The organism is Paenibacillus sp. KN14-4R (assembly GCF_052180255.1).
Taxonomy (GTDB): Bacteria; Bacillota; Bacilli; order Paenibacillales; family NBRC-103111; genus Paenibacillus_AM.
Map to the genome: position 1 here is coordinate 786,558 of NZ_CP197466.1, position 25,005 is coordinate 811,562.

The 25,005-nt window shown below is 42.6% G+C and carries 24 protein-coding genes and 1 pseudogene; 19 read left to right on the forward strand and 6 right to left on the reverse strand.

What is annotated here, in order from left to right:
• Nucleotides 1-25 precede the first annotated feature (25 nt).
• A complete protein-coding gene (locus ACSBOP_RS03825) occupies nt 26-1,027 on the reverse strand; it encodes a quinone oxidoreductase family protein (RefSeq protein WP_442603146.1) in 1,002 nt (333 codons plus the stop codon).
• 177 nt (nt 1,028-1,204) lie between these two features.
• On the opposite strand from ACSBOP_RS03825, the gene ACSBOP_RS03830 reads away from it, so the two are divergent.
• From ACSBOP_RS03830 to ACSBOP_RS03865, 8 genes and pseudogenes are all read left to right on the forward strand, one after another.
• Complete coding sequence (locus ACSBOP_RS03830) at nt 1,205-1,891, forward strand: winged helix DNA-binding protein (RefSeq protein ID WP_442603147.1); 687 nt, start codon at nt 1,205-1,207, stop codon at nt 1,889-1,891.
• Nucleotides 1,892-2,577: 686 nt separating this feature from the next.
• The gene (locus tag ACSBOP_RS03835) at nt 2,578-3,372 is read left to right on the forward strand and encodes a GNAT family N-acetyltransferase (RefSeq protein ID WP_442603148.1); all 795 of its coding nucleotides are present in this window, start codon (nt 2,578-2,580) and stop codon (nt 3,370-3,372) included.
• A 14-nt stretch (nt 3,373-3,386) separates the two neighbouring features.
• Complete coding sequence (locus ACSBOP_RS03840) at nt 3,387-3,938, forward strand: histidine phosphatase family protein (RefSeq protein ID WP_442603149.1); 552 nt, start codon at nt 3,387-3,389, stop codon at nt 3,936-3,938.
• Between the two features lie 82 nt (nt 3,939-4,020).
• A pseudogene (locus ACSBOP_RS03845) lies at nt 4,021-4,707 on the forward strand (class I SAM-dependent methyltransferase).
• Nucleotides 4,708-4,734: 27 nt separating this feature from the next.
• Entirely contained in the window at nt 4,735-5,487 is a 753-nt protein-coding gene (locus ACSBOP_RS03850) for a class I SAM-dependent methyltransferase (RefSeq protein ID WP_442603150.1), read from the forward strand.
• Nucleotides 5,484-6,359, forward strand: coding sequence for a helix-turn-helix domain-containing protein (locus ACSBOP_RS03855; protein WP_442603151.1), 876 nt, complete (start codon nt 5,484-5,486; stop codon nt 6,357-6,359). The genes ACSBOP_RS03850 and ACSBOP_RS03855 overlap by 4 nt, the downstream gene beginning before the upstream one ends.
• 566 nt (nt 6,360-6,925) lie before the next feature.
• Nucleotides 6,926-7,450: an ankyrin repeat domain-containing protein gene (locus ACSBOP_RS03860; protein WP_442603152.1), complete on the forward strand. Its 525-nt coding sequence runs from the start codon at nt 6,926-6,928 to the stop codon at nt 7,448-7,450.
• A gap of 32 nt (nt 7,451-7,482) precedes the next feature.
• Nucleotides 7,483-7,947, forward strand: coding sequence for a GNAT family N-acetyltransferase (locus ACSBOP_RS03865; protein ID WP_442603153.1), 465 nt, complete (start codon nt 7,483-7,485; stop codon nt 7,945-7,947).
• Between the two features lie 54 nt (nt 7,948-8,001).
• Here ACSBOP_RS03865 and ACSBOP_RS03870 read toward each other — a convergent pair whose 3' ends face one another.
• Nucleotides 8,002-8,946, reverse strand: coding sequence for an MraY family glycosyltransferase (locus ACSBOP_RS03870; protein WP_442603154.1), 945 nt, complete (start codon nt 8,944-8,946; stop codon nt 8,002-8,004).
• A 112-nt stretch (nt 8,947-9,058) separates the two neighbouring features.
• Between ACSBOP_RS03870 and ACSBOP_RS03875 the strand changes: the two genes are divergently transcribed.
• The 7 genes from ACSBOP_RS03875 to ACSBOP_RS03905 all read left to right on the forward strand — a co-directional run bounded on the left by ACSBOP_RS03875 (nt 9,059) and on the right by ACSBOP_RS03905 (nt 18,487).
• Nucleotides 9,059-10,471 (forward strand): serine hydrolase domain-containing protein, encoded by a 1,413-nt coding sequence (locus ACSBOP_RS03875; protein ID WP_442603155.1) that lies wholly within the window; start codon nt 9,059-9,061, stop codon nt 10,469-10,471.
• A gap of 2 nt (nt 10,472-10,473) precedes the next feature.
• Nucleotides 10,474-11,343: a phosphotransferase gene (locus tag ACSBOP_RS03880; protein ID WP_442603156.1), complete on the forward strand. Its 870-nt coding sequence runs from the start codon at nt 10,474-10,476 to the stop codon at nt 11,341-11,343.
• A complete protein-coding gene (locus ACSBOP_RS03885) occupies nt 11,333-12,208 on the forward strand; it encodes an aminoglycoside 6-adenylyltransferase (RefSeq protein WP_442603157.1) in 876 nt (291 codons plus the stop codon). Before ACSBOP_RS03880 ends, ACSBOP_RS03885 begins: the two co-directional genes overlap by 11 nt.
• A gap of 278 nt (nt 12,209-12,486) precedes the next feature.
• Complete coding sequence (locus ACSBOP_RS03890) at nt 12,487-13,173, forward strand: hypothetical protein (RefSeq protein WP_442603158.1); 687 nt, start codon at nt 12,487-12,489, stop codon at nt 13,171-13,173.
• A gap of 160 nt (nt 13,174-13,333) precedes the next feature.
• A complete protein-coding gene (locus ACSBOP_RS03895; protein WP_132420591.1) occupies nt 13,334-14,248 on the forward strand; it encodes a phosphotransferase in 915 nt (304 codons plus the stop codon).
• A 483-nt stretch (nt 14,249-14,731) separates the two neighbouring features.
• Entirely contained in the window at nt 14,732-17,380 is a 2,649-nt protein-coding gene (ppsA, locus tag ACSBOP_RS03900; RefSeq protein WP_442603159.1) for a phosphoenolpyruvate synthase, read from the forward strand.
• 54 nt (nt 17,381-17,434) lie between these two features.
• Nucleotides 17,435-18,487: a leucine-rich repeat domain-containing protein gene (locus tag ACSBOP_RS03905; RefSeq protein WP_442603160.1), complete on the forward strand. Its 1,053-nt coding sequence runs from the start codon at nt 17,435-17,437 to the stop codon at nt 18,485-18,487.
• Between the two features lie 123 nt (nt 18,488-18,610).
• Here ACSBOP_RS03905 and ACSBOP_RS03910 read toward each other — a convergent pair whose 3' ends face one another.
• Complete coding sequence (locus tag ACSBOP_RS03910) at nt 18,611-19,690, reverse strand: M42 family metallopeptidase (RefSeq protein ID WP_442603161.1); 1,080 nt, start codon at nt 19,688-19,690, stop codon at nt 18,611-18,613.
• A gap of 43 nt (nt 19,691-19,733) precedes the next feature.
• On the opposite strand from ACSBOP_RS03910, the gene ACSBOP_RS03915 reads away from it, so the two are divergent.
• On the forward strand, nt 19,734-20,642 hold the full coding sequence (locus ACSBOP_RS03915) for a metallophosphoesterase family protein (RefSeq protein ID WP_442604365.1): 909 nt from the start codon (nt 19,734-19,736) through the stop codon (nt 20,640-20,642).
• A gap of 4 nt (nt 20,643-20,646) precedes the next feature.
• Here the strand turns inward: ACSBOP_RS03915 and ACSBOP_RS03920 are convergent, their stop codons facing one another.
• Complete coding sequence (locus ACSBOP_RS03920; protein ID WP_442603162.1) at nt 20,647-21,393, reverse strand: MBL fold metallo-hydrolase; 747 nt, start codon at nt 21,391-21,393, stop codon at nt 20,647-20,649.
• A gap of 135 nt (nt 21,394-21,528) precedes the next feature.
• Between ACSBOP_RS03920 and ACSBOP_RS03925 the strand changes: the two genes are divergently transcribed.
• Nucleotides 21,529-21,957, forward strand: a complete 429-nt coding sequence (locus tag ACSBOP_RS03925) for an Lrp/AsnC family transcriptional regulator (RefSeq protein WP_442603163.1) — start codon at nt 21,529-21,531, stop codon at nt 21,955-21,957.
• On the opposite strand, the gene ACSBOP_RS03930 is transcribed toward ACSBOP_RS03925, so the two are convergent.
• Nucleotides 21,937-22,467 carry a methylated-DNA--[protein]-cysteine S-methyltransferase gene (locus ACSBOP_RS03930; RefSeq protein ID WP_442603164.1) on the reverse strand — a complete coding sequence of 177 codons (531 nt, stop codon included), beginning with the start codon at nt 22,465-22,467 and terminating at the stop codon, nt 21,937-21,939. The two genes, ACSBOP_RS03925 and ACSBOP_RS03930, sit on opposite strands and share 21 nt — an antisense overlap.
• Nucleotides 22,460-23,047, reverse strand: coding sequence for a bifunctional transcriptional activator/DNA repair enzyme AdaA (locus ACSBOP_RS03935; RefSeq protein WP_442603165.1), 588 nt, complete (start codon nt 23,045-23,047; stop codon nt 22,460-22,462). The genes ACSBOP_RS03930 and ACSBOP_RS03935 overlap by 8 nt, the downstream gene beginning before the upstream one ends.
• 190 nt (nt 23,048-23,237) lie before the next feature.
• On the opposite strand from ACSBOP_RS03935, the gene ACSBOP_RS03940 reads away from it, so the two are divergent.
• Nucleotides 23,238-24,221 (forward strand): hypothetical protein, encoded by a 984-nt coding sequence (locus ACSBOP_RS03940; RefSeq protein WP_442603166.1) that lies wholly within the window; start codon nt 23,238-23,240, stop codon nt 24,219-24,221.
• Between the two features lie 142 nt (nt 24,222-24,363).
• Complete coding sequence (locus ACSBOP_RS03945) at nt 24,364-24,972, forward strand: metalloregulator ArsR/SmtB family transcription factor (protein ID WP_442603167.1); 609 nt, start codon at nt 24,364-24,366, stop codon at nt 24,970-24,972.
• Nucleotides 24,973-25,005 lie beyond the last annotated feature (33 nt).

The window sequence follows — 25,005 nt, forward strand, 5'->3', positions numbered from 1 at the left end:
ATTTGCATCAGTTGCATCATTTGAACTATGGGATCAGCAAGATGCGTCCACTGACCTGTCGCGATTCAAATGCTTGATGGGCTTTGGCGGCATCTGCTAATGAATAAGTACGGTCGACTTTAATGGATAACTTTCCTTCATTCATCCAAGCGAGGAAATGCTCCATATAAGTAGGCCACAGATCCGTATAGTATAGCGCAGAGAAGCGATTAATATAGAGTGAACCTTTATCTTGAAGCGTCATGAGATCAAATGGAGGGATAAATCCGCTCGCTTGACCGAAGATTTCCAAATATCCACGAGGAGCAAGACTGTCGAGACTGCCCTCGAACGTATCTTTTCCAACCCCATCATACACGACATGGACTCCGCAATTATTCGTGATGCGTCTTGCTTCCGTGGCAAAATCCGCCTGCGTAGAAATAATGACTTCATCCGCTCCTGCTTCTCGAACCGCTTGCACTTTTTCTGGAGAAGATACAACAGCAATGACTTTACCCCCACGAATCTTCACCATTTGGCATAGCAAAAGACCGATCCCTCCTGCTGCTGCATGAATCAAGCACCAATCTCCTGCTTTAACAGGGTAAGCTGCATGCGTAAGTGCATACGCCATAAAGCCCTGTACGAGGCCGGCTGCAGCTTGCTCAAGGTTGATCTCATCTGGAATTGGAATTAAGCGTTTGGCAGGAGCCAATACATGTGTCGCATACGTTCCGCTTCCTCCTCCGCAGATGACGCGATCCCCAACCTTCGCATGACTGTCCCCCGGACCGAGTGCTTCCACGACACCGACACACTGACTCCCGATTGTAGCAGGGAAACTGGAATCAACTGCTCCTTCTTTTTTATAAAAGGCTTGCTGCACAAGCTCCCCGCGACGATGTTGAATGTCCAAGAAGTTGACACTTGCCGCCAACACACGAACAAGAGCTTCACCTGGACCCGGTGTTGGAATAGGAAGTTCTTCAAGTTGCATAACCTCAGGGCTGCCAAACGTATGGATTCGAATTGCTTTCATGGACATGGTTGATTTCTCCTTTATTACTTCAGCTCAATTTTAGTTTCAATGGATACTAAATAAGTATCTTGGAAACAATATAATATATGGAATGTGCGTTGTCAATATTGTTTCATGGAAACTTTAAATGTGAGTCTGCTCTTGTTATACTGGAAATAACAGAAAACGGAAGGAGATCCGTGGATGACGAAAGACCTATTAATCAAAGAATTAATGGAAACGACTATGAAATTGCAGCAGAGATTTCAAGCTGAGGATGACGAAGAAAAAAGATGGTTAATGGAGAACAGTAGCAGTCCGGCAGTAGCTCAATTTTTAAAGGAATCGACCGTGATGATGCTGCACATTATTGATGCTATCGGGCGTCTTGAGCCTGTGAATGGGATTACGATTTCGAAGCAATTTGGTATCCCGAAAGGCAGTGTCTCCAAAATCACGAGGAAGTTAATCGAGCAGCAAATTATTCGGACTGAAAATTTGCCAGATAATAAGAAAGAAATCCTCTTTTGCACAACACCGCTTGGAAAAGAAATATTTCATCTGCATCAAGCCCTACACCGTAAAATTGATATCGGAGTCAATCAGTTTTTGCAAAGATATGACGAGAATGAGCTGCGCTTTATTATTCGATGTTTGAAGGACACGCTGGAGGCGTCTTGGATTCATACAGAGGAACCAGAGTTGGAGAAAGGGTTTGAAAGTAGTTTAGGAGAAACTTCAGGTAGAAGTGGTAGGAAGAGTGTTCGTTCGGATGGAAATGCCGAAGAGATGAATGAGATTGTTCAAATGCTTCAGACCTTGGATGGTCGTGATTTGAAGAAAGCGAAGGCGATATTGAAGAATGTGTTTTTTACGGAGTTTGAGGGGTAGGAATACACTAATTTTCTTTGGAAAAAAACGGATTGGTTATTATAATTGATTTCATAGTGCGAATGTATAGTGCACATGATTTCCCCAGGACATTCGCACCAAATTTCTACCAATTAAATTCCAGTTTCTTTGAGTTTGTTATCTTACTGATTATTTTTTGATTGAAAAAATCATTAAAGCATTCGATTTACCGAAATTATGATCAATTCTTATTAATATTGATTAAATTTCGCTGTCGCACCTTATGTAGGTGCGTGATTGAAATTGCTTGCATCTCTCGGATAGTTCCGAGAAGTACTTGTCGCACCTTATGTAGGTGCGTGATTGAAATCAACTCGAAAAGGCGTTGATTAACGGCGTTGCGTGTCGCACCTTATGTAGGTGCGTGGATTGAAATGAACGTATCGGACGGATGTCGCTAAAGGATAAGGTCGCACCTTATGTAGGTGCGTGGATTGAAATAATCGTAGAGATCGTGTCCATACAACTCTGAATGTCGCACCTTATGTAGGTGCGTGGATTGAAATAATCGTAGAGATCGTGTCCATACAACTCTGAATGTCGCACCTTATGTAGGTGCGTGGATTAATAAAGATTAAAGCAGTAGGGATATTATTCTTATAATGAATCAAAGAGCTTTTTGAGAAATATTGATTTTAAAGTCTAGTAAAGGAGGTGTTACCACAATGACCAACCACCTATCCAATCTAGTCCGAGATAACTTTATACATAAAGCTTCATATCTTGCACGACGTACGAATGGAATGAGTGTTCAAGCAACACCCGATTATATCAGGGTGGATTGCGGCTTGCCTTCCGATACGTTTAATGTTGTGGTCATACTTAAATCGGATCTACAAGATTCAGATATAACAATCCTTCAAGAAACCGTACATTATTTTAGAGATAAAAATACCCCTATGGCACTCTGGTCTTGGGAAGATAGTCATTGCGTGACTTTTCAAACCCTAAGGAAGATAGGTTTAGAAATAGCCGAAACCAATGTTGCTATGGTTGCTAACCTAGACAATTTACACCCAGATACAATGCCACCTGCAAACTTTCGGATCTTAGAAGTATCAACTCCCGTGGAGATCCAGCAATTTGGGCATACGCTCGCTTCGTTATTCGGTGAATCACAAGAAGCTGGCAATGTTCGTGCATACTACAAACTTGTCACGGAATCCCTTCTTCAACCAGATTCAGCATTGAAATTGTATATTGGATACATCGGCAGTGAGGTTGTATCAACAGGTAGCATCATGGTAACCGACGAATCGGTTGGGATTTATGACATTGCGACCAAACAAGAATATAGAGGCAAAGGATTTGGCTCCGCCATGTTCAATTTCTTAATAACAGAAGCACAGAGACACAAGCCCAAGTTCTGCGTACTCCAGGCTTCCTCTGACGGGATCAATATTTACCTTAGATCAGGTTTTGAGCCAGTTTGCGAAGTCACTGTTTTTGAAAATAAATAAGGAGCTGTTATTCCATGAAAAACATCTACCTCGTCCGCCATTGCAAAGCCTCTGGACAAGCCGCTGACGCTCCATTAACGGAGATTGGCATAGCACAAGCTAAGCAGTTGGTACATTTTTTCTCAGATAAAAATATTGATTCGATCATTTCCAGCCCATTTGAGAGAGCACACCAAACCATCCACCCTTTATCTGCTCAATTAGGCATCGAAATCACTTTGGATGACCGATTAATGGAGAGGGTTTTGATAGGAGAAGATCATCCGGATTGGTACGAAATGCTTCGTCAGACATTCGATGATCTAGATTTATGCTATGAGGGTGGAGAGTCGAGCCGTACAGCTATGGCTCGTGCTATCAGTGTCGTTGATGAAATATTGAGTAGTCGCGCCCAGAACACAGTCATCGTTTCACATGGCAATCTAATCTCGCTTCTTTTGAAGCATTTTGATAAGCGTATGGGCTTTAAAGAATGGGAAGCCCTGTCCAATCCAGATGTCTACCATCTCTCCTTTGACAATCATTCTCCGAGCGTCAAGCGCATTTGGACGGAGTCATCTTTGTAAAAATAGGGATTGACCTTCTCGTTACGTCAACTTTTATCATAAGATCTGCAAACAGTTGATGAAATTGAAGGAGGATCACGAAATGCCAGATCACACATCCATTTATTTGAACGAAGCTGAGAAATACCACCTCTTAATCTCCAAGCAGCCTAAACTTGCGGAAGTTATTGCTGAGATTCGAGAATTTGAAGGACTCGACATTGTCGATATGGGAGCAGGGTCTGGGAGACTCACTACCGTACTCGCGCCATATGCGAAGTCGATCATTGCCCTCGACGCCTCACCAGCGATGCTGGAAGAAACAGCCGAGAAGCTTACACAAGCCGGACTAACCAATTGGAAGACGGAAGTAGCTGACCATCGCAAGCTTCCTTTAGAAGATCAGAGTGCGGATTTAATTGTCGCGGGTTGGACGATCTGTTATTTAACAAGTACGAATGTCCCAGACTGGAAGCAGAATTTGAATGATGTAATTTCTGAAATAAAGCGTGTCCTTAAACCAAACGGAACAATTATTATTTTTGAAACGATGGGCACTGGATACGAAACTCCGAACCCGCCTGATTTTTTAAAAGCGTAATACGCAAGTTTAGTCGAAGACTACGGCTTTTCCCACAAATGGATTCGAACCGATTATGAATTTGAACATGTAAAACAAGCAGCCGAACTGACGAAGTTCTTCTTTAGCGACGAGTTGGCTAGTAAAGTTCTTGCAGAAAACCTAACCCAAGTACCTGAATGTGCAGGGATTTGGTGGCTTCATGTATAGATTTTTTTGAAAGGTTGATAAGAACATATGAACACTCAAGCATACAAACAGTTTTATGATCAGGTTGGAAAGGCGAATGGATGGGATTTTAGTAAGGTGAAATGCACAACGACAGGTGTGAAATGGGATTTCTATAAGGAAATCATCCAATTGTGTAAGCATACAGATCTGTTGTTGGATATTGGTACAGGTGGAGGCGAATCGTTGTTATCTATTGCGGATGAGGCTTTGCTGCTAGTGGGCATCGATCTCTCAGCAGGCATGATTGAGACAGCGAACCGCAACCTTACTAGAGCGAATAATCGCAATGTTCGTTTTTTACAAATGGATGCCAATAAGTTGGAATTTCCAGACCAGTTTTTTCAAATCGTATCCTGCCGACAATCTGTATTTCACGCGCAAGAAACAGCGAGAGTTCTCGTAAGTGATGGTGTATTCTTCACCCAGCAAGTAAGTGAGAATGATAAATTGAATTTGAAAATCGCATTTGGCAGAGGGCAAGCATTGGGTACAACAGCAGGTACTTTACAGCAGCAGTACATGAATGAGTTGCAGGATGCAGGTTTTACTGACGTACAGTCATTTGAATATGATGCCGCAGAATATTATGAGACACCAGAAGATTTAATTTTCCTTTTGAAACATACACCGATTATTCCTAACTTCGGCCAACAGGAACATGACTTTCAAACTCTTGAGCGATTCATTGCGGACAACATGACAGAACAAGGGATTCGAACCAATTCTGCACGATTTATGATTGTGGCTAGAAAAAGATGACTTCACAGACTTCCACTTTAACGAACTTTAACCCGATTCTTCATGCAGCAAGCAGCAATTACTATTGGAAGGGCAAAGGTTTGTTATCCATCAAAACCTTTAGGAACGGTCGAGCGTATTACCAGGCGGGGCAGGGGCATTTTGCTGTTGAAGAAGGTAGTTATTTGCTGCTGAATCAGGATCAGGAGTATTCGATATCAATCGAATCGGACGTCCTGGTGGAGTCATTTTGTATCTTTTTCCCGGAGCGCATGGTGGAAGAGGTTTACCAGAGTTCGGGGGGATCAAGTGAACAGCAGCTGGATAATCCCAATGGGATGAGTCACGGGCCAATTGATTTCGTTGAGAAAACATATAACGCCGCTTGGCTCACCTCTACCTTAAATCAGATGAAAGCAGCGTCCACGCATAGTCAAATCAATCAAACTTGGTTAGAGGAGAAAATGTACGAACTCGCTCAAGGTCTGCTGCATGTTCATCGACACGTTCATCATGAAGCCCAGAGGTTGCAATCCCTCAAAGCCTCGACGCGAGAAGAGTTGTACCGAAGACTACATATTGGACATGATTTTATGGCTGCTTGCTATTCTCAGCCCATCTCTTTGACGGACATAGCGAGAGTCGCCTGCCTATCACCGAATCATTTTCTCAGAAGTTACAAGCAATTATTCGGGATGTCTCCCCATCAATTTCTAACCGAAAAAAGACTCCAACAAGCCAAGCGGCTGCTCTTACAAACAGATCAACCCGTCACCGATATATGCCTAGAGGTTGGATTCCAAAGCCCAAGTTCGTTTAGTGGACTATTTACCAAACGCTTCGGGGTAAGTCCATCGCTTTTCAGGCAACAAAGTGATTTTCGGGAAGTCTGATGGAGTATCGTCTTAAGACCTGTAAAAAAACGGAATATCGATTATAATGAATAGTATTAATCATTGATCGAGTTTAATTTTATGGTGCGAATGTATAGTGCACATGAATTCACTGGGACATTCGCACCATGTTTTTTTCAGATAAATACCAATTATCGAAAAAATAATTTGGTTTTGACTATTTTTAAAACAAATAGATCTTTGTTTAATCATTTTTGGTGTCGCACCAAACGTAGGTGCGTGGATTGAAATAAAACTCTGTCTTTGAATGCAATGTAGATGTAGCGGTCGCACCTCATGTAGGTGCGTGGATTGAAATATTTCCATCGAAACGGTGATCGTTGCTGGTCTGGTCCCACCTCACACAGGTGCGCGAAAAAATTACACCTAATTTCGTAAGTTCTGACAGAAAATTGGCTCCAAGAAGCAAGACGACTTTAGTGCAAGCCCTTCTCAATTCCTTCAAAAAAAGTGATATTCGAGAAGTGGGATGCAATCGATCTGCTATAATTAACCATATGATATGTAAATCTATCAATCTTCATTAAACAGGAGGTTTTACGATTATGGAGTTAAAGCAATGGATCGAAGATGTATTTCAAGCAGCGCAGACAGGTGATGCCACCAGTCTGACAATGATTTTACAAACCCAACCAGAACTTGCTAACACAGAAAACAGCGAAGGACTTACGCCTCTTGGCTATGCTGCGCATTTTGGCAATGTGGATGCTGTTCAAGTATTACTAGATTACGGAGCAGATGTTAATGCGGTCTCTCATTCCAAAGTTACCTATATTCCATCTAACACTGCGCTGCATGCCGCGATTGCAGGGGAACGTAATTTGGATGTTATCAAGCTGCTGCTTGCGAACAAAGCCCAGACGGATATTCTCGACAGCAACGGTCAGACATGCTTGCACACCGCTGCTTTTCATGACGACAATGAAGACATCATCCGTTTATTACTTGCACATGGAGCGGATGTAACCATAAGTACTGAAGAGGGTGTAACGGCATTGTCACTTGCGATTCAGCAAGGCAATCACAAGGTTGCGAATCTGCTTCGAGAGCATGGCGTTTCTTTTAAATAAATTGAATTTTCAATATCGTAGGAGGGGATTGAGTGGTTGCATTAAAACCTATGAACCATGAGGAATTTCAGCAGTATCTAGCACATGCCATTGATGGCTATGCCAAAGAGAAAGTGATTGCAGGAAATTGGAGTGAAGATGAAGCGATTAACCTTTCTAGAAAAGAATTTAATCGACTGCTACCAGATGGTGAAAAGTCTGAATGTCATTACTTATTCTCTATTTTTCATGAGGAGCAAGTGATTGGAATGATCTGGATTGGGCAAAAATCACCTGCGAACAAAGATGATGGCTATATTTATGATTTTAAAATTTTGGAGTCCTATCAGGGTCTGGGATATGGGAAACAAGCCATGAAAGAAATTGAAGTAATCGCTAAAGAAATAGGAATGAAGAAAATGGGACTTCATGTTTTTGGTCATAACCAAATTGCACGTGGATTATATGAAAAGTTAGGCTATGAAACAACGAATATATCGATGGCAAAATCAATTTAATAAACAAAATAAAAAGCCCTGACTTCTCGTCGTCAGGGCTTTCTTTATGATCCTCTAAATATTAATTAATAGTAAAATAATAGAAGCAAGTGACAAACAAGTACTCATCAAATAAATGATCAAAACCGTTTGTTTCTGTGTTAATCCAGCCGACAGCAGGCGATAATGCATTTGGCTTCGATCCGCTTGGTAGATCGGCTTGCCTGCGAGCATTCTTTTGACGATGACATATAGATTATCGGCAATCGGTACGCCCAGAGCAAGAACTGGAATGAAGATAGAAATCGCTGTCACTTGTTTGAAAGCCCCATCGAGTGCGATAACACCAAGTAAGAACCCGATGAATGTGGCGCCAGCGTCACCCATGTATATTTTTGCCGGAGGTTTATTGAAGATTAAATATCCGAGCGTCGCACCCACAAGAAGGATAGACATGATCGCTGAATCAATCTGACCTTTCGACAATGCCACCAAGAACAACGTGATTGCCGCAATTGCACTGACTCCACCTGATAATCCGTCTAATCCATCCATAAAATTAATGACGGTTGTCACGCCGAAGATCCATAGAATCGTTAATACAAATTGCAGCCAGACTGGTAAGAGCACCATTTCCTGTGTAAAAGGATTCGTAAATCCCTCGAATGTGATTCCAGCACTAAATGCGATTACCGCAGCCGCAACTTGTACAATTAGCTTCGGCCATGCTGGGAAGTCCTTGGCTTTTGTTTTGTACCAATCGTCAATAAGTCCAATTCCAATCACCAACAATGCCCCTATTAAAATAGCAGCGGATTTCATATTCCAATCGATGAATACCAAATACGGAATAATAAATCCTAAAAAAATCGCAATGCTCGCAAGATGCGGAACAGGCTCAATATGGATTTTTCGACTATTGGGTCGATCGACAAAGTCGAGGTTGATCGCGATTTTACGTAAGGGAGGAATCAAAGCAATAACAGTAAGAAATGAACAAATGGAGTATAAAAAATACATAACAATTCCCCTATCACAGAGATTACTAGATTTGACCTCAGTATAGGCGAAAAAGGAAATATTGTAAAATATTTTGTTATTTCATGTAAGTTCTTGTAAAGTGAAGTTATATATGAAAACACAATTAATCGATTTTCTCAATCAAATGGAGAGCGCCAACTTAGAAGTCAACAGCTTCATCTTATTACAGAATGGAAAAGCTACAGCTCAGTTCTGGCGAAAGCCTTATCATAGGGACACACCTCAACTTCTGTACTCACTGAGTAAGAGCTTTACCTCAATAGCCATGGGAATTGCTTGGGACGATGGACTACTTCAATTAGATGATCCTGTGATTTCATTTTTCCCAGACAAGCTGCCAATTATAGTTTCTGCAAATCTAGCAAAAATGACGATTCATCATCTTTTATCGATGAACACAGGTCATCACGACAATATTTATTCCCAGGTGGCTGCGGAAGAAGATTGGGTTCAAGCATTCTTATCCCTTGAGGTCGAACATGAACCAGGGAGTCATTACGTTTACAACACGCATGCGACATATATGCTGTCGGCGATTTTGGAACGGGTAACGGGTCAGAATTTGGTCGACTACTTAATGCCACGTTTGTTTGAACCATTGGGAATTTCTAGACCTACCTGGGAAACCTGTCCAATGGGCATAACCGCAGGGGGAATGGGGTTAAGTCTGACAACTGAAGGCATTGCAAAGTTCGGCCAAATGCTCTTACAGCGAGGGATGTTTGGTGGCAGACGAATTGTGTCGGAGGCTTACATCGAGCTTGCGACAACGGAGCAGAGCGATAATCGTGGAAGAGTTGATCTAATAGAAAGACCGGATTCAGCCCAAGGCTACGGCTACCAATTTCATCTGTGCCGACATGGTTGTTACCGGGGGGATGGAGCGTTCGGTCAAATGTGTCTTGTCGCTCCGCAGCAGAACATTGTCATTGCCGTTACAGCAAGCTTTCCAAGTATGAAGTCCTTACAGCTACTTCTCGATCTTATTTATAACCATATTCTTTTTCGGATTGATCAAAATATGAATTTAGCATCTCACGATCCTATGCTGTTAGAGCAGCGATTGAGCAGTATGAGCTGTCCTGTTCCTGCCTTTCAACCGGTTCCCGACAATGTTCCAAATATCGATGATCATACCTACATCATGGACACGAACTCGGAGGGTCTTCATCGGGTCTTTTTCAAAAGGAATAAAGATCAGCTTGCCCTCCATACGATCTATACCAATGAACGCGAGCACATCTTGATGTTCGATTTTACAAAATCAATTCATACTCAAGATACCTTTATCAAGGATTTATCCTTGCATGTGCAGGAGGTTGTTACTTACGCAGTCTGGCTTAATCGTCATACTTTGCAGCTTACGCTCGTATATATCGAAACACCTTACGTCGTCACCTATACAATTGGTTTTCTTCAAGATCAGACTATTGAATTTCAAATGGAGATGAATGTATCTCTCGAAAACAAGGGATACCGCATTTTTGGAGAAGGGAAGATCTGATAATGAGCAATGCGATAAAATCGATCAATTGGATCGACTATAATGACAAACTAGACGATTTATTGCGAGATGCAGACACGTTAACTGTTCATCCCATGACGCAGGGGTTCGAAGCGGAAGTGAAGAAGGTTTGCTCGCATGATGAAAGTTTTGTGATGAAAATATGGAACAAAGCGTCCAAGCCTAATATTCAGTTTCAGTATCATTTGCTGAGTACCCTTGTAGATTGTGGCCTATCGGTGTCTAAGCCCCTTGGTTGGGGGAAGAATGCTGAAGGAAATGAGGTGCTGCTTACAACTTTTGATGGCAATCCTATTAGCAAGATAAACAAAAAGAAGATAACGGATATGGCTCATATTTTATCGAAAATCCATCACATTTCGTTAGAGGATGTTCAACATCTTCAACTCCCCAAGCATGATTTCATTGACTATTTCTATCCGGAGATCGAGCAGCATTCAGATTTGCAGAAAGTTGCTGAACATCTCGTCGAGTTGGCAAAGCTTCGGCAAGATCGGGTTATTCATGGCGATTATCACATGTACAATGTGCTGGAGTCAGGTGACCAGTATGCGGTTATTGATTGGACGAACGCCCAGTTGGGAGACACGAGGTACGACTTTGCATGGACATATATTTTAATACACATCTATGTCGCTGAGCGTAATGCGAATCTATTCCGATCTGCTTATGTGCTTGATCATCCAATGGAGCAGGAAGAGCTGGACCTCTTCATAGCTATTGCTTGTGTAAGGTGGATGCTGCTGAATCGAAGTGGTGGGGTGCCTCAAGGAGCCAAGGCAATGAAGCAAGCGCAGATGCTCATTGAGGCCAATCCCTATCTGAAAGAAGTGAAATTAATTGAGAACTGAGAAAGAAATGTTCGATCTGATACTTGGCGTAGCCCAAAGCGATGAGCGTATTCGTGCGGTATATATGAACGGTTCAAGGACAAATCCTAATGTGCCGAAAGATCAGTTTCAGGATTACGATATCGTGTATGTCGTAACGGAAATAGCCTCTTTTTTGCAAGATCCCGATTGGATTCAGGTTTTTGGGGATCGACTTATGCTGCAAGAGCCGGATAAAATGGATCGAAATTGTGGAATCGAAATGAATTTTGACCGTTCCTATATGATCTTGATGCTGTTTACCGATGGCAATCGAATTGATCTTCGACTTCTGGTGAAAGAAGCGATGTTGGAAGAGTATAGGAAAGAGAAACTCACCGTTTTGCTTCTGGATAAAGACAATGGCATGCCGCAAATTCCACCTCCGACGGATGCCGATTATCATGTAAAGCGTCCGACAGAACCGCTGTATATCAGTTGTTGTAACGACTTTTGGTGGTGTTTGCAGAACGTAGCCAAAGGCATGGGGCGGGATGAATTGCCCTATGTGAAACAAATGTTTGAATCTGTTATTCGGGATCAGCTGGATACCATGGTTGCATGGTGGATAGGGATTCAGCACGATTTCAAAGTGTCCGTAGGCAAAATGGGGAAATACTATAAAAATTACCTGCCAGAATCTTACTATGACATGTATAAACAAACGTATTCAGATTCTAATTATGAACACATCTGGAAATCCGTATTTGTTACGTGTGATTTGTTCCGGGCATTGGCTCAAGATGTAGCTAAACATAGTGAGTTTACTTATGCCGTTCAAGATGACACGAACATGATGGAATATTTGAAGCGTGTACACGAATCTACTCCAAATACATCTAAATAATCGGTGATCTAATGAGATGGACCGAGTTTAAATGGATTAGAGAAAAAAAGTATTTTCTTAGTGCTAAGATTAGGATAAGGCACTTTTTAAAGCCATACATGCTACCCGCGTATGTACTTTAATTAATAATTGGAAATGGAATATAATGAGGAGGACGTGGCCCAAGCGAAGGTGCGGGAGCGTTCTTTTTATTGAACTAACGGGCAGGTTAGTTGAAGAGTGATGTTTAACTTGTGTTAAACAATCCATTGTAAAAACAAAAATAATCGAGGTTAATTATGAGTGTATTTTTAAAAACTGATAAAATACGTACTAATATTAGAGTAGGCAAAAAGCAAATGGCATATTCTGTGTTATTTTCATCTATTTTAGGATTGACATTGGGTTTCGTTGCTAAAATACTCGATTCACCTATGATTCCTAACGAAGTTTCAATTTTAGGCTACATAGGAAGTAACTGGGGGATGTGGATATTTATTTCCACTTTGATAGCTGTATATTCTTACACGCCTAAATTAGCCGCAACACGTGTTTTCACATTCCTTATTTCATTATTACTTTCGTACTACATATATACAATATTAGTTCTTGAACTTTTTCCATTAAAATATATTATTTTTTGGTGCATCCTTGCATTACTATCAGCGATTCCAGCCTATATAATGTGGTTTTCTCATGCCAATCATTTAATTTCCAGTATTATTACATCGTTACCAATTTCCGTAATTGCATTTGAAGGATATAAAATCTATCTTTCTACGGTAAACTATTATGAAAAATTCATGCAATACGAAAATGTTCTTATAAGTAAGGGAAACTATTTTTATATGCTTGGCACTGAAATATTATATGCTTTAATGATAATTATTATTTTACTTCTTGTTCCTAAAAGAAAAAAGCAATGTTTATATATTATTCCGTTTTCTGTAGTTGTATTTTTTGCTTTAGTGACAATAATACTTTAATTGTTCTTATTCCTAACGGAGAACTTTAGCTCAATAATCATAAGGAGAATGCTGTCGACAGCAATGGATCGGCAGCCTTTTCAGCTAACGGGCAGTTATGCGTAACTTCCAGGGAATGTAAACATCTAAATAACGTAAGGAACGAGGAGGCAGACAATTCATGGGAGGAACGAATGTATGGGATGCGGAGTGGGAGGTTAACGAAGAGCAGGCGCGGACGCTGATCGGCAGACAATTCCCTCAGCTGTCATCGAAGCAAGTGAAGCGATTGGGCTGGGGCTGGGACAATACGGTTTTTCTCATCGGTGACGAGTACGTGTTCCGGTTTCCAAGAAGAACGATTGCAGTTGGCTCGATTCGTATGGAAGGGAAGCTGCTGCCGAAGCTGGAAGCATATATGACCATCCCCTATCCGAAACCGTTGTTTTATGGCGAAGCAAGTGACGAATACCCGGCACCATTTCTTGGCTATGCCTACGTGCCAGGAGATTTCCCAATCGGTTTGACGGAAGAACGCCGGGCTTTATCGGCAGAGACGCTGGCGAAATTTTTGCGGAGATTGCATGAGTTTCCGGTGCAGGCGGCGCTGAAGTGCGGAGTTCAGCAAGATCATCGAAACTTGACGGACATAGCATCGCGCAAAGTGAAATTGGAGGGCTTTCTATCGAAGGTGGTTGAACACTTGTCGCCGGAGGAGTCCGGTGTGATCGAAGCGTATATTAGCAGGCTGCAAAAGGACCGTGTCGAGGCGGTGAATGCACTGCTACATGGCGATCTTCATTTCAAAAATATGCTTGTGAATGAGAACGGGATCGTTTCCGGCATCATTGATTGGGGTGATCTGAGCGTAGGCCATCCGGCTTGCGATTTGAGCGTTGCTTATAGCTTTTTACCACCTTACGCTCGCGGCGTGTTTTTCGAAACGTACGGGGGAGCGGACGAGGAAACGAAGCTGCTGGCGCGGCTGATCGCGGTATACATCCCCGTACTGATCTTAATGCAAGCGGTCGATGACGGGAATGAAGCGATTGCGGCAGAGGCGAAATCCAACATCATGCGGGCACTGTCGGATTAGGCTCATTATTTCGTTGCGGCTATGGGGCTATGGCTATCGGCACCATTTTGTCGTTTAAAGGCCGCGATAAGGTACGATCCGCCTTCTCTGATGCCGCTTTATGTTGAGGAACACGAAATTCAACAGAGTAAGTCGTTGCGCTAACGGGACACGTTAGTTAAACAAAAAAGGGGTAATATATTAGTCATGTATAAAATATAGAGCTCTTTATTTTATCTGACTTTCTTAAATTTAGCTCTTGATAAACTGAGTAAATAAAGTTTTTTATGCAGTGACGGAGTCGGCTTAAACTAGGTTTTTTTGATGTGACAAATGTAGTGGAAAATCAAAAAAAGAACCTGAACGATTCTACCATATTATTCTTATATTGCACATAAATGGATGCAATGATATAATCGGATAAAAATTTGTAAGTATATCATGTTGAAGAACTAATATCAAATGATGATTTTTTCTCAATTTAATGATTAGGAGTGATAGGTAATGAGTTCGTTGGTTCTCAGCTTACATGAAATCGAAAAGACACAGCTTTTGCTCGTTGGCGGAAAAGGGTTAAATCTAGGGGAATTATCAAAAATCCAAGGAATACAAGTACCAGAAGGATTTTGTGTTACAACCGAGGGATATCAAAAAGCCATCGAACAAAACGAAACGTATTATGCTTTGCTCAATCGGCTAACCATGCTAAACGTAGAAGATCGAGATCAAATTGGTGAAATCAGCAGGAAGATCAGGCAAATCATTATAGAAACAGAAATTCCTTCCGATGTTATGAAAGCGGTTACTCACTATCTCATCAAGTTTGGCGAGAAACATGCTTATGCAGTGCGTTCTAGTGCAACTGCTGAAGATTTACCGCATGCCTCTTTTGCTGGTCAACAAGACACCTATTTAAATATCATCGGCGTCGATGCCATCTTGCAGCATATCAGCAAATGTTGGGCTTCTTTATTTACAGATCGCGCAGTAATCTACCGTATGCAAAATGGATTTGACCACAGTCAAGTTTATTTATCCGTTATCGTTCAAAAGATGGTTTTCCCACAGGCTTCAGGGATTTTATTTACAGCTGATCCGATTACCTGCAACCAAAAGGTGCTATCAATCGATGCCAGTTTTGGACTTGGAGAAGCTCTGGTCTCCGGCTTGGTTTCTGCCGATTGTTATAAAGTACAGGAAGGGAAAATCGTCGATAAGAGGATTGCAGCCAAAAAATTGGCTATCTATGGACGAAAAGAAGGCGGAACAGAGACACTGCAGATCGATCCTGATCAGCAAAAAACTCAAACACTTACTGATCAACAAATTGTGCAACTGGCACGCATTGGCAGACAGATCGAAACTTATTTTGGTTACCCACAAGATATCGAATGGTGTTTGGCCCATGATACATTTTATATTGTCCAGAGTCGGCCCATCACAACGTTATACCCCATCCCCGAAGCGAATGATCAAGGAAATCACGTGTACATATCTGTCGGTCACCTACAAATGATGACGGACCCTATAAAACCACTGGGACTGTCCTTTTTCTTGTTATCGACTCCTGCACCCATGCATAAAGCGGGTGGAAGGTTGTTTATTGATGTGACACCTATGTTGGTTTCACCTGACAGCAGAAAAACTGTATTTAATCCCCTAGGACAAACAGATCCACTCATCGAAGACGCACTTCGGACCCTCAAAGAGCGGGGAGATTTTATTAAACCGCTACCAGATGATAACACAGCACCTAGTCGCAGTAAAAGCATGATGCCTCCGGCTCCTCAGGTACCAAGCGAATACGATCCTTCAATCGTTCCTGATTTGATTAAGAGCAGTCAAACATCAATTGAAGAGTTAAAACAAATCATCTCAACGAAATCTGGATTAGATTTATTTGATTTTGTTCTAGAAGAAATCCAACAATTAAAGAAGATTTTATTTAACCCACGAAGTTTGGGTATCATTATAGCTGCTACGGATGCTTCAACATGGATCAATGAAAACATGAATAAGTGGTTAGGCGAAAAAAACGTAGCAGATACACTTTCTCAATCTGTACCGGGCAATATTACTTCGGAAATGGGGCTAGCGCTACTAGATGTCGCAGATGTGATTCGTCCATATCCAGAAGTCATTGATTATTTGCAACATGTCAAAGAGGATAACTTTGGGGATGAACTCGTTAAGTTGGATGGTGGACAGGAAACCCAAGACGCGATCTATGCTTATCTCGACAAATACGGAATGCGATGTACGGGAGAAATCGATATCACTAGAACGCGTTGGAGCGAAAAACCAATTACACTTGTTCCCTTGATTCTTGCTAACATCAAAAACTTTGAGCCTAATGAAAGCAAACGTAAATTTGAGCAAGGCCGACAGGATGCTTTGAAAAAAGAACAAGAATTATTAGATCGATTGAAGCAACTACCGGACGGCGATCAAAAAGCCGAAGAAACTACAAGAATGATCGAGCTAATCCGTAATTTTATCGGCTATCGCGAATATCCAAAATACGACATGGTGACTCGCTACTTCGTTTATAAGCAGGCTTTACTAAAAGAAGCCGAACAACTCGTTCAAACAGGCGTTATTGATGAAAAAGAAGATATCTACTATCTCACTTTTGAAGAACTTCACGAAGCTGTACGCACAAATAAACTGGATTATCCGGGTTGCATGGTCGAGCAGCAAGCGAAGCTTGCGACCAGACAGATCATCAATAAACGAAAAGACGAATACAAACATTTTGAAAAATTAACTCCCCCACGTGTGATCACGTCTGATGGTGAAATCCTTGCAGGTGAGTACAAACGAGAAAATCTGCCAGCTAAAGCGATTGTAGGTCTAGCTGTTTCTTCCGGAGTTATAGAAGGACGGGCACGTGTCATTTTAAACATAGAAGATGCTGATCTAGAAGATGGAGATATATTAGTTACCTCTTTTACTGACCCTGGCTGGACACCGTTGTTTGTATCCATCAAAGGTCTAGTCACCGAAGTAGGTGGACTGATGACCCATGGTGCAGTTATCGCGCGTGAATATGGTTTACCAGCAGTTGTTGGGGTGGACAATGCCACCAATCTGATAAAAGACGGGCAACGAATTCGCGTGCATGGAACAGAAGGGTATATCGAAATATTGTAATAATACTACCAATAGGGATATTATGTACTTCGAATGGGAATGGAGACTTATGGGATGAGAATGTATACAGACCCTAAAGGCGAAGCTTACGAGCAGGTAATAGATTTGGCGATACGGAACTCGGAATGTTTTGTGCTTGGGGAGAAAATGCCGGCTGATGTGGTACGCGGCCATTACACAAGCGTATTGGAAGCGTTAAAACCTTACCTGGTGGAGACAATCGTAATCCAAGGCGATAATTTAGATGAAGTTATACAAATAAGAAATACCTATCGTAGTCATGCCTTTTATACCGCGGGAACCTACTATTTTTATAGATGCTGCGAAGAAAGCGGGAACCTACTGAAGCAAATGGCAAACCGCCTGTCGGATTGGATTTACCCTAGCCTACCGGAAGACTTGTGTTTCTTGAAAGAAGGTGGCGGAGACTACCTTTACTCGGTTGTGCATGAACATATGTATGGTATGGAAGTAACTGACGAAGAAGCAATCGAACTGATGGATCGAATCACAGGGCTTTTTTTGGAATTAAAGGCTCACCGGGATCTGGATTGTCTGCTAGATGATGCCATTAAGCATAAAACCGACTGGCTGTATATAAGTGGACATGGGCTGACAGAGCTGCCTGAGAGAATTCGGGACCTTACAGAGATGCGTGATCTGGAAATTTTTGAACAGGATCTTTATCGTCTACCCGAAGGGCTGTTCGAGTTAAGTAAGCTTGAACGCTTGAAAATCCTGACGGCTGATTTGGAGAGTATTCCCGCATCCATAGCCAGGCTGAAGAACCTGAGAGAGCTCTGCATCCAATGTGCGAGCTCGGATCGACCGACTCCAGGGTATCGGGTTAAGCCGAAGGAAGAGATCAGCCTAAACCGCATCCCACCGGAGATTGGAGAGCTGGAACAACTGGAGCGGCTTACGATTCAATACACCTCGATCCATGAGCTACCGCTTGAGCTAGAGAAGCTGAAGCACCTGCGATTCTTGGACTTAGGAATGTGTATGATCAATCGGAAACCTGATTTCCTCTATGGTATGAAGCAACTGGAATACATTAATGTGTCACAGAATTCGTTATGGGAAACGATTGAGTCAGAACAGTAGCTTAAATAACGGACAAATGCACTAATCTAACGGCACACGTTAATTCAATAAAACAGCGGCAGTCTAGGACTTTATTTTCTCGTCCATGGCTGCCGCTGTTTCTATAAACGGGGTCTTCTTTTGTTATGAGCGTTCCAAAATCGTGTTCATCGTTGTACGATCGGTATGTTTGACAAGTTGAATTAATAGCTCTTTGGCCGCATCGATATCATCTGTATGGACAATTGACGCTGAAGTATGGATATAACGTCCGCATACACCAATGATCGTAGATGGGACACCCGTACCACTTAGATGTACTTGCCCAGCATCCGTTCCGCCTGCGGATACGAAATATTGGTATGGGATTTTATAGGTTTCAGCCATATCTCGTACAAACTCTACGAGCCCGCGGTGTGTGATCATCGTCGGATCAAAGATGCGAAGTAAAGCGCCTTTTCCAAGTTGACCAAATGCGTTACGATCTCCCGTTGTATCATTCGCTGCACTGCAATCCAGTCCGTAGAAAATATCGGGTTGAATTAAATTTGCAGCCGTACGTGCACCACGTAATCCTGCTTCTTCTTGAACAGTAGCGCCGCAGTAAAGCACATTCGGAAGCTTCGCTTGTTCTTGATGAAGTTCTTTCATTAGTTCAATGGCAAGACCAACGCCATAGCGGTTATCCCAAGCTTTAGCCATGATTTTCTTCGGATTCGCAAGCGGTGTGAAGGGGCAGATCGGCAATACGGGCAACCCTGGATGTATGCCAAGTGACTCGACATGTTCCCTGCTATCCGCACCAATATCGATATACATGGTATTGATCTCAACGGGTCTACTTTTAGCCGCTGGATCTAATAAATGCGTCGGAGTAGATCCAACAACACCGTATACGGGTCCATTTTCTGTGATGACTTGTACGCGTTGAGCGAGTACAACCTGGCTCCACCAGCCACCTAGTGTGTGGAATTTGAGCATTCCATTATCCGTAATTTGCGTAATCATAAAACCAACTTCATCTAAATGGCCAGCAACCATAACGCGAGGCCCTTGCTCATCCCCACGTTTTACTCCGAAAATACCGCCCAATCCATCCTGCACGAATTCGTCCGTATATTTGGATAATTCCCCTTTTACGTAAGCGCGAAGTTCGCGTTCAAATCCTGGTGCTGCCGGGAATTCTGTTAATGTGCGGTACAACTCTAATGTGTCTTGATTCATGTCGAACACCTCATTTTGAAAGTTTCCTGATGTAGATACGTTGATGCATATATGGTTTAGTATGTACCTTTGCGATTTGCGATGCAAGCTTAGAATTCAGACTACTTATCTCGCTATGCAGGAACAATTAGAATCCAAGTCGAATTCTTTCTATTTCATCATTCCTTTTACATGTTCATCTTCTGGAGGTATATTCGTGAGATTAGCAGTGATTTCAGATACACATGGCAATGCGACCGCGCTTGAGGCAGTCGTCCATGATCTTAAGGGGCAAAGTCCCGATGCTATTGCATTTCTTGGAGATATGGTGATGCGCGGGCCACAGCCAAGCGAATGCATCGAGTTGATTCAGTCGTTAAACCCGCTCACGGTCATCCGTGGCAATTACGATAATCTTTTCACCCGTTTTCCGAAAAAGGATTGGGTGCCGACCAGTCATAAAGAAGAGCTGGTCCTGCGTGCGTTTGAGTATGATTGTGCGCGAATTTCAGCGGAAGATCAGATATGGTTGGGGAACTTGCCGATCGGGTTTCATGATTGTTTAGATGGCGTACCAACGGAGATGTACCACGCAAGTTCCAAGTCGCTCGTGGATATTGTGTACCCATGGGCGACATTGGACGAGCTGGACACGTTACATGCGGATGAACAAACAAAGCTTCTACTTTATGGTCACATTCACCATGCGCATGCGCGCCAAGGTAAAGGCAGACTGGTTGTGAATTGCGGTAGTGTCGGTACGCCATTTGATGGAGATAATCGGGCTAGCTATGCCATCGTCGATTTGAATAAGCAGGACATCGCCGTTCAACTACGCAGAGTCACTTATGATATTGAAAAAGCGATCACCATCGCCAAGGAGCGGAATATGCCCGATGTCGAGTATTTTGAAATCGCCCTCCGCACAGCGCAGTATCCATATACACAAGTGAAACAACCAGTTAATAACTAGCTTCTTAGCACCATTCACCGTCCAGCGGAATCGTAACTTGCTCCAATAGACTTTCCGCAGATAAACGGTCACGTAAAACTTCCCTCGTAACGAAGCAGTGATTGATCGCATCCATATGAACGGCAATCACCTTCGTGCAAGGGGCATACCTACTTGTGCGAACCACATCATCAGCATCCATCGTAATCGGATCACCAACTGCGAAATGAGCACCACCGCTATTCACAACGGTTACATCTGGGCGATGTGCATCTAGCACCTGTTTAACGTCCTCACACCAGATGGTATCTCCAGCAAGATATAAGGTCGGATGTCCATCCGCTTTGAAAATAAACCCCGACACGCGCCCCATAAGCTTGCGGATTACCCCCGTACCGTGCTGCCCGGATGTACGAATGAGGGTCACCCCTTTATAATCGACCCTACTGGACACAGGCGTCACGGAACTAAAACCATGCGAGCGAATCCTTTCATCCTCATCTGGTTGGCAGAAGATCGGAACTTGTTTCCCAATGGCTGCAGCGGCAGCTTCATCCCAGTGATCGCGGTGCAGATGAGTCACTATGACAGCATCAGGCTGAATAAGCTCATCAATGGGTATAGGCAGTTCTACAAGTGGATTTCGACGAGTATTAGAGGAGTTTGGAATTGGGGGATTTGCACCCTTATCACTAAACATTGGATCAATTAAAAATTGGACGCCCGCATACTGTACCCATAGTGTGGCGTTGCGAATAAGACGAATTTGCATGATTGGACACCTCATATCTTTTTAGTGAAGAAAAATTCTACTACTGTTAGGATATAGGATAGGAAGTGTGAAGCACATAATCTGGTGAAACGAATGACAAGGATTCTTTTTCACGATGAAAGGAAATAGCTCAAGATGAATCACTCGACGTTGGATGATGTTGATTTTCGTATATTGCAGCATTTACAGAAGGATGCGACCCTCTCTCATAAGGAGATTGGACAACTGGTTCACTTAACAGGACAGGCGGTTGGCGCTCGTGTACGCAAGTTGCAGGAGAATGGGATCATTGAAGGTTATACATTACGTGTGAATCCCGAAAAGTTGGGGCAGGTGGTGCATGCGTTTATTACAATGTTTTTAAAATCACCGACTGCGCATCAAAAATTTCAAACTTTTGTATTGCAGCATGACTCCATTATTGAATTACATCGTGTCAGTGGTGAAGGATGCTACTGGATGCGAGTGCGTATGGGTACATCCAGTGAGCTTAATACACTATTGGACGAGCTGCTGCATTATGGCAATTATAAATTGAGCTTATCAATTAGTCAGGTGAAGTAGGCCCTCTAACGCAAGGAGCTGCCTCTTCATCTCCAGACCACCTCGGTAGCCAGTGAGCGCACCATTTTTACCCATTACGCGGTGGCAAGGGATTGTTACGAGCAAAGGATTGGCTCCAATCGCTGTGCCGACTGCTCGAACTGCTGCTGGCTTTTGAATCTGATGAGCAATGTCGGAGTAAGATACCGTCTGACCGTACGGGATGTTACATAATGTCTCCCACACCGCGAGTTGGAACGAAGTGCCGTGATAATCATAAGGCAGGGTAAAGACTTGGCGTTTTCCTTGCAAATACTCGCTAATCTCCGCTTTATAAGGTTGCATCCCCACTTCATCCTGAATGAGTGTACGATTGGGAAAATACCTCTTCACCCATTCTTCGAGTTGCTCATAGGGTGCATGTTGCGAACCGACGTAGCATAGCCCTTTTGGTGTAGCTGCGATCATAAAGTTCCAACCATTCTCATTAATCAATGCCCAACGAATCCCTTCAATCTTTAAATCACTCATGATTTAGTCCCTCTCTTTGAAGTTTATTGTGCTGTAATTGGCGATAGATTGCAGGTGTATGCCCGGTTTTCTTTTTGAATAAGGTTATAAAATAAGGTGTATTCGCAATCCCAACAGCGTGGGCAATATCTGCAATAGATAGCTTGGAATGATTCAGATATTCGCAAGCTTTGTTCACTCGAACTTGCTGGATATAGGCAGTAGGTGTCATTCCAGTCACTTGCTTGAACGTGCGATGGAGATGATACGGACTGCCGTGACATTTGTCTGCAAGAAGTTCCAGGGTTATTTCTTCGCTATAATTCATGTCGATGAAATGTGTGATCTGAGCGGCCCACTCCTCATTGGGTAGGCGTTCTCCTGTTGGTTTACATCTCTTGCAAGGGCGGAAGTTGGCGTCTAGTGCTTCTTTGGAATCTTTGAAAATACGCACATTGTCTTTGAGCGGGGCTTTGGATTTACAAGATGGCTTGCAAAAGATCCCCGTCGTCTGAACGGCGTAAATAAACGTATGGTCATAGGACGTATCATTATTAAGAATCGCTTGCCATTGGTCATTGGAAATAGGATCTTGGATCAATTGAATCACCTCCATCTTCAGTATACCCTTGAAGGGTGCCTGCTGTACTTATTTGGAAATGGATGAGCAAGATAGTGAAATGACGGAAGTGAGGACTAAGGAAGGATTTACTAGTTGGAAGAACCTATCGTATAATAACAAGAGCTTAGCAATTCTAGTATGTATAAAAAAATATGGAGTGACTTTCATCATGTGGATGGTTATTGGAATAATAGGTTTAGTAGAGTTTCTTGTATGTATCGCCGCGTTGTTGTATGCGGTAAATAAGGGAACAGGCAGAGCCAAGTTGTTCGGCATACTGGCGGGCGTTAGTTATGTGGTTTTCATGATTGGCGGGTATCAAGTATTACAAGATCAGAAGATGCATTCCGCGGAGGCAGCCATTGTAAAGCAGGATATACAAGAACCAAAGCCGGATGAACAAGAAGTGGCACAGCCTTCTCCTTCGACTCCAAATCCAAATCCAAATCAAACAGAGGAATCTAATCTTACAAATTGGTTGGCGAAATGGAAGGAAGAAAGGTCGAAGTTAGATCTAACACAGATTAGTAATCTGGCGGATCAAGACCATTCAAAAGGTCAAGTGAAAGGGCTTAGTAAACAACAAGGCAATCAAACGATGACGTCATCTGTAACACCTAAGGCGAAACCAACGCCGGATACAACTCCGACTCCTGTGACGCAGGACAAGCCATCTGTAACACCGGAGGTTCCTTCAAAAGAGGGGTCTAAAGAGCAGGAATCCAAACCGGAACAGCCATCTGGGAACAAACCAACTTCGAATCAGATGACGGCAGCTGGTGGATTAGGTGATACCTTAGCGGTGTTTGAAGATAAGTATGGCGCTAATGCAGGTAACAAGGCGAATGCTAATTTTAAAAATGGAACGCTTAAAGCAACATTCCTCGATAACGGAAGAGCGATTAGCATGGACTACGCTTTTGCTGGAACAATTGATGAAGCGAAGGGATATGTCAACAGTCATATTCCAAGCGACGCAGTTATCGTGAAACAAAAAGAAGCGGGTAATAATACTTTGATCCAATATCAAAGCAAATTGTTATCTTCGGTCGTAAGTCACAGCGATTTCGTCGTTGTCTTCGTGAAGTCTAATAATAAGGTTAACGCAATCAGTATAAGCTTGGGTTCGATTAGCAAATCAGCAGGTGAATAAGCAGATTAGCAAGCACGCCTAGATAGGGCGTGTTTTTTATTTTCATAATTGACAAATAATTCGGTATCCATTAGCATGTAATTTAACAAGAATCTAATTAGATGATCATTAAATTAGTTTGCGAGTAAAGGGGATGTCTTGGATGCAACTGAGTAAAATCGTTAGTTATCACAAAGCTTTAGCAGATCCAACTCGAATTCGAATGTTAATCTTGCTTGCTGATGGAGAGTGTAATGGTCAGGTAATAGCGGAGAAATTGAGCGTAACGCCTGCAACAATCACGCATCATGCAGCCAAGCTGCGAGAGGCAAGTCTGATTCATGAACGTAGGGAGAAGAACACGATCTATTTTTCCCTGGATCATTACTTTATCAAGAATAGTGCAATGGCAACAGCTAACTTAATTTATCGTGCCGCCAATCAGACAGGAGGTGAGGATGTGTCGGAAAATCAGAATGAACGCTTGAAGACTTCGGTTATGAACAACTTTTTCACAGCAGCAGGGAAATTGAAGCATATACCCGCTCAGTATAAGAAGAAATTGATTGCCCTTGAGTACATTGTCATGCAATTAGAGAAGGGCCGGAAGTATACAGAGAAAGAGCTGAATGAATTTATTAAGACATTCCATGATGATTACGCAACGATTCGTCGCGAATTTATTGTGCATCAGTTCATGTTCCGGGAGAACGAAATTTATGAATTGAATCCGCAGGAGATGTGGACGAATTGGAAACAAGTTGGAAAGTAAATTAAGGGGCAGCTTCATGATAGAAGAGCTGCC